Source organism: Streptomyces sp. NPDC004561 (assembly GCF_053602155.1).
In genome coordinates this window covers 1-5,105 of record NZ_JBSGDB010000575.1, presented here as the reverse complement: position 1 = coordinate 5,105, position 5,105 = coordinate 1, and the positions used below count along the sequence as shown (strand labels likewise).

General features: G+C 74.6%; 6 protein-coding genes. 4 read left to right on the top strand and 2 right to left on the bottom strand.

What is annotated here, in order from left to right:
• The first annotated feature begins 346 nt into the window (after positions 1-346).
• Positions 347-781: a DUF2267 domain-containing protein gene (locus ACWEN3_RS41070; RefSeq protein WP_452982202.1), complete on the top strand. Its 435-nt coding sequence runs from the start codon at positions 347-349 to the stop codon at positions 779-781.
• 42 nt (positions 782-823) lie between these two features.
• On the opposite strand, the gene ACWEN3_RS41065 is transcribed toward ACWEN3_RS41070, so the two are convergent.
• Positions 824-1,018 carry a hypothetical protein gene (locus ACWEN3_RS41065; RefSeq protein ID WP_452982199.1) on the bottom strand — a complete coding sequence of 65 codons (195 nt, stop codon included), beginning with the start codon at positions 1,016-1,018 and terminating at the stop codon, positions 824-826.
• A gap of 224 nt (positions 1,019-1,242) precedes the next feature.
• On the opposite strand from ACWEN3_RS41065, the gene ACWEN3_RS41060 reads away from it, so the two are divergent.
• Positions 1,243-2,418 (top strand): AI-2E family transporter, encoded by a 1,176-nt coding sequence (locus ACWEN3_RS41060; protein ID WP_452982196.1) that lies wholly within the window; start codon positions 1,243-1,245, stop codon positions 2,416-2,418.
• 282 nt (positions 2,419-2,700) lie between these two features.
• Positions 2,701-3,771: an FUSC family protein gene (locus tag ACWEN3_RS41055; protein ID WP_452982205.1), complete on the top strand. Its 1,071-nt coding sequence runs from the start codon at positions 2,701-2,703 to the stop codon at positions 3,769-3,771.
• Positions 3,772-3,798: 27 nt separating this feature from the next.
• Here ACWEN3_RS41055 and ACWEN3_RS41050 read toward each other — a convergent pair whose 3' ends face one another.
• Positions 3,799-4,350 (bottom strand): molybdenum cofactor biosysynthesis protein, encoded by a 552-nt coding sequence (locus ACWEN3_RS41050; protein ID WP_452982193.1) that lies wholly within the window; start codon positions 4,348-4,350, stop codon positions 3,799-3,801.
• Positions 4,351-4,544: 194 nt separating this feature from the next.
• Between ACWEN3_RS41050 and ACWEN3_RS41045 the strand changes: the two genes are divergently transcribed.
• Positions 4,545-5,105 (top strand): LysE family translocator (locus ACWEN3_RS41045; RefSeq protein WP_452982190.1); only part of this gene is annotated, 561 nt, incomplete at its 3' end.

Sequence of the window (5,105 nt, the reverse complement as noted above, 5' to 3'; positions counted from 1 at the left end):
GGAGGTACTCGGTCGACGCCGCAGAGCTGAGCCGCCGCGGTCCGGTCCCAGGCCCAACACCGAGCACGCCGTCGCCCGGGCAGGACCCATTCGGCCCGGCCGCCTCGGGCCCTGGCCGTCGGGCAGGTCCCGCAGCAGCGCCGCCCGGCCATGCTTCCGCCACGCACACCTCGCAGCACCCCGGGCCGGGGCCCCGGTGCCACCGGCTCCGCCCGGCTCACCTCCCCGCCGCTGGATGCCCGGCCGTGCGGTCCCCGCCGTCTTCGGGGTACTCGGTCGTCGCGGACGTGCCGGGGGCGCCGCAGGTGCCGCTTCGAGAGAGTTCGTGAGGAAGGGGTCCGGCCTCATGCATCACGACGAGATGATCGGAAAGGTGCAGGCGCTCGCCCAGCTGCCCGACCGGGGCTCCGCCGAGCGGGCCGCGCACGCGGTGGTGACCACGCTGTCGGAACGGCTGCCGACCGGGCTGGCCCGGCATGTGGCCGCGCAGCTGCCGCCCGACATGGCGGACGCGATGCGGCAGGCGGCCGACGCGTCCGGTGCGGGCGACTCCGGGACGTCGGCCGAGCGGTTCGGGCTGACCGCCTTCGCGGGACGCATCGCGGACCGGGCGGGCACCGACGAGGACACGGCCCTGCGGGAGGCCGCCGCCGTACTGGAGGTGCTCGACGCCGCCCTTGCCCCCGAGCTCACCGAGCGGATGGCGGGCGCCCTGCCCGCGGACATCCGCGAGCTGCTGCCGGTGGGCCGCGCGACGGACGACACCGGGACGGCGGGCTGAGCGCCACGGCGACGCGGCGGAGCGGACCGGCGCGGCCGGCCGCTACCGCCGGTGCGTCGCCGGCAGCTCGGCCACGGCAGGCGGACGGTGACGGATCTGAAATACGCGGCGGCGCCGGCGAACGCGGGCGTGCCGGCACGACCTCGACGGGCGCATGACCCATCGGTCCTCGACCTGATCGAGCCCGAACAACAACAGGCTGAGCACGGGGAGCAGCAGCACCGCGACGGTGATCACTGGAGATCACCCCCTCCTGGCGAGGACAGCTCACGAGTGCCCCCGGCCGTCCCCGTCCACCCGGAATGCGTGTGAAGGTCCTGTGCTCACCCGCGCGTGAGCACAGGTCTCGCGTGCGAACCCGCGCGCGGGCGCGTTGCGCGAGCCCTCCCCCGCCTTGCACTTACGGTGACGTAGATATTACCGGCCGTCACCAGAGTGACGGAGAGCAGGCGGGAGCAGAGGTGGGCGACACGCGTCGGCGGGCGGCGGCCGGACCGGGAGGCGGACGCCGGGCGGGCGGTGCGGCGCTGGGCAGCCGGCCGGCGTACTCCGTGCGGCTCCCGGCCTCGCCGCGCCCCGAGCCGCAGGTGCCGGTGGCCGAGCGGACGGTGCCCTGGCTGCGGATCGCCGCGGCCTACGCCTGGCGGCTCATCCTCATCGGCATCGTCGTCTACGGCGTCTTCAGCATTCTCGGCAGTTTCCAGCTCATCGCGGTGGCCCTGTTCCTGGCGCTCGTGATCACCTCGGTGCTGCGGCCGCTCACCGATCTGCTGAACCGCGTCCTGCCGAGGCCGATGTGCGTCGCGATCGCGCTGGTGGGCAGCCTGCTGCTGTTGCTGACCCTGCTCGCCCTGGTGGGCAACGCGGTGGCGGGCGAGTCACCTCGGCTCGCGGGTGACTTCCGTGGCGGTGTCCACCGGATCGAGCTGTGGCTCCAGCGGCCGCCGTTCCGGCTCAGCCCCGGCAGGCTCACCGCCCTCGTGCACCAGGTGACGAACTACATCTCCGCACACCGGTCGAGCCTGCTCAGCAGCGCCGTCTCCGGCCTGGGCCGACTGGTGGAGCTGATCACCGGCGGCGCGCTGGCGCTGTTCGCCTCGGTCTTCTTCATCCACTCCGGCGAGCGGCTGTGGGCCTGGATGCGCGACCAGCTGCTGCCTCCCGGCGCGCGTCCCGCCTGGGACCGGGCGGGACGCGCGGCCTGGCGGAGCTTCGCCGGGTACACCCGCGGCATCATCATCATCGCCGCGACCAACGCGGTGCTGGTCGGTGTCGCCCTGCTCGTGCTGCGGGTCCCGCTCGCACTGCCGCTGACCCTGCTGGAGTTCTTCGCCGCGTTCGTGCCGCTGGTGGGTTCACCGGTCGCGCTCGCGGTCGCCACGGTCGTGGCGCTCGCCGGGCGCGGACCGCTCACGGCCGTGGCCGTGCTGGCGCTGATCGTCGTGATCGGCCAGCTGGAGGGGCATGTGCTGCATCCCCTGGTGATGAGCTGGGCGGTGCGGCTGCATCCCCTCGTCGTCGCCGTGTCGGTCATCGCGGGCAGCATCGTCGCCGGGGTGATCGGCGCGATCGTCGCCGTCCCGGTCATCTCGGTGATCTGGGCGGTGCTGCGCGCACTGCGCGCGGTGCCGGCCTGACGCGGCGTGCATCGGGCCGGGCGACGGGACGGGGTCGTCGCGCCGCGGGCGTCGGGTCCCGTCGGCGCCGTACCTCGCTCGCGATGTCGTGGGACGTGGCGGTGCGTGGGTGTGACTGTGCTGGTCACCCGGGGCGCCATGCGAAGTGTGGGTGCGGCCGGACGGGCTGCATGGGACGGGCTCCGGGGTGGCACCCGGGCCGCTGTGCATCGGATACGAGGAACGCTGCCGTCGATCTGGAGTGACCTGTCGGCGACGCTGAGCAGTGCGCGCCGGGCCTGGATGGGCCCGGGCCGCGAACGGGATCTGGCGGTCCAGGCCGTGAAGGCGGCGCTGGCCGCATGGCTGGCCTGGGCGGTGGCGGGCTGGTGGCTTCACGCGCCGGTGGCGTTCGTCGCGCCGTGGGTCGCGGTGGTCCTGGTGGAGTCGACCGTGTACCGGTCTTTCGCGCACGGACTGCAGCAGCTCGCGGCGATCGCGGCCGGCACGGTCGCGGCCACCGCGGTCGGCCTGGTGCTGCACGACACGGTGACCGCGATGGCGGTGGTGCTGCCCGTCGCCATGCTGCTCGGGCAGTGGCGGCGCCTGGGCAGCCAGGGGATCTACGCGGCCACGGGCGCCCTGTTCGTCCTCACCAGCGGCTCCGTCACCGTCGCGGACTCCGCCGCCCGGCTCTCCGAGGCCCTCTTCGGAGCGGTGGTCGGCATCGCCGTCAACGCGCTGGTGCGCCCGCCGCTCTATCTGCACGACACTCGTGCCGTCCTGCGGGACGCGACCGAGGAGGCCCACGACATCCTCTGCGCGGTGGCCGACGGGCTGACCGGCGGACGCTGGGATCCGGAGGAGGCCGGCGACTGGCACGAGCGGGCGCTTCGGCTGCACCGCCTCGTGGACCGGGCACGCTCGGCGGTGGGCTGGAGCCGGGAGAGCATGCGCGGCAACCTGCGGCGCAGCCGCACCGGTGGTGTGCCGCTGCCCGGCAAGGGGTACGACGACGCGATCGTGGTGCTGGACTACGCGGCCGTGCACACCACGGGCGTGACCCGTACGGTGCTGGAGACCTCCGCCGAGGACCGCACGGCGCGCCGGCTGCGCCCCGAACTCGCGAGCCACTACGCGAAGTTCCTCTGCCAGACCGCCCACGCGCTGCGGCTCTACAGCCACAGCCGGTTCGGCGACGCCTGCGAGGACGAGCTGCGCGGGGCGGTGGCGGCGCTGCGCGACACGCTCGACGGCCTGCGCCGGGACCTGGTCCGTTCCACGACGGACGACCCCGACGAGGTCGCCACCTACGGCGCGCTCCTGACCCAGGCCAACCGCCTGGCCAACCAGCTGCTGGTCTCGGGCACGTGACCGCGTCCCGCCACGGCGCCGGCGTCCTCAGCGTTCGTGTCGCCGGGATGCGGTGCCGGTGTCGCCGTGCGGTGCGCGGGCGGGAGGCGGTCGCAGCACCCCGAACTCGGCCGGGCCCACGGTGAGGCGGCCGTCGGTCAGTGGCCGGCAGCGGACTCCCCCGCCGCCGCGCAGTGCGCGCTGTGCGCCGGGGCCGAGGGTGGTGTCCATCCAGGCGCAGGGCCGGGCCGCGCTGCGCACCTCGAACTCCACCGGTCCGGTTCCGCTGTCGAGGAAGACGGTCGCGCCGACCCAGGCGTCGATGTCGACCCCGCGCAGCAGGACGTTGCGGCGGGCCAGGTGCAGGTCCGCCCCGGGCGGCCCGGACGGTGGGAGCCGCTCGGCCGCCATGAGGGTGATCGACGCGTCGCGGTGGGCGGGCCGGTTGAAGTAGCGGTCGCCGACGATGCCCAGTCCCGCGCGTACCTCGGCGGTCGTCACGAGCTCGTCGGGCGGCAGCTCGGGCACACCGTCGCCCGGCCGGCCCGCGAGCCGGTGCACCGGGGAGACCAGCAGCTGAAGGATGTCGCCATTCGGCACGACACCGAGCCTAACCAGCGCTCCGCGTCACCCCGCCGTCCCCTTCCCGTCGCACTGTGCGCAGACCTGCGCGCGCGGCACACCTCGTGGTAGGCGCCGCAGGGCGTCGGGATGGTCAGCCGAGCGTCGGCCGTGGGGCCGACCGTACCCGTGAAGTGCTTGTGGAGACGGGCGCGTTCGGGGATGCTGCGTCGATGCCGACCTCCGTCGTCGCGTTCATCGGCGCGGCCTTCCTGATCGCCATGGTGCCGGGGCCGCTGCGCCGGGCGGTGGTGAACGGCCGCAGAACCGGCATGGCCACGGTCCTCGGCAACGAGTGCGGCGTCCTGCTGTGGGGTCTCGCCGCCGCCTTCGACCTGTCGGCGCTGCTGCTGGCCTCGCGGGTGGCCTACGACGTCACACGGACGGCAGGCGCCGTCGTGCTGGTGTGGGTGGGGGCGCGGGCCCTGTGGCAGGCGCGGCGGGCCGCCGGGCCCGAGGAGGAAGCGGGGGAGCCGGCCGCGGTGCCGCTCGGGCGGGCGTACCGGCACGGTCTGGTCACCAACTTCGCCAACCCGAAGGCCGGTGTGTTCGCGGTGTCCTTCCTCCCCCAGTTCGTACCGCGGGGAGCCCCCGTCCTGCCGGCGCTGCTCGCCTACTCGGTGATCTGGGCCGTGGTCGACCTCGTCTGGTACGTGCCGCTGGTCCGGCTGGCCGGCCGCGTCGGCGCGCTGGAGCAGGCCCGCGTCCACCAGTTCCTCCAGCATCAACCCGCA

What these genes read in the sequence shown, in the direction of transcription:
- ACWEN3_RS41070 (WP_452982202.1), top strand. Translation starts at nt 347, where the DNA reads ATGCATCACGACGAGATGATCGGAAAGGTGCAGGCGCTCGCCCAGCTG.
- ACWEN3_RS41055 (WP_452982205.1), top strand. Translation starts at nt 2,701, where the DNA reads ATGGGCCCGGGCCGCGAACGGGATCTGGCGGTCCAGGCCGTGAAGGCG.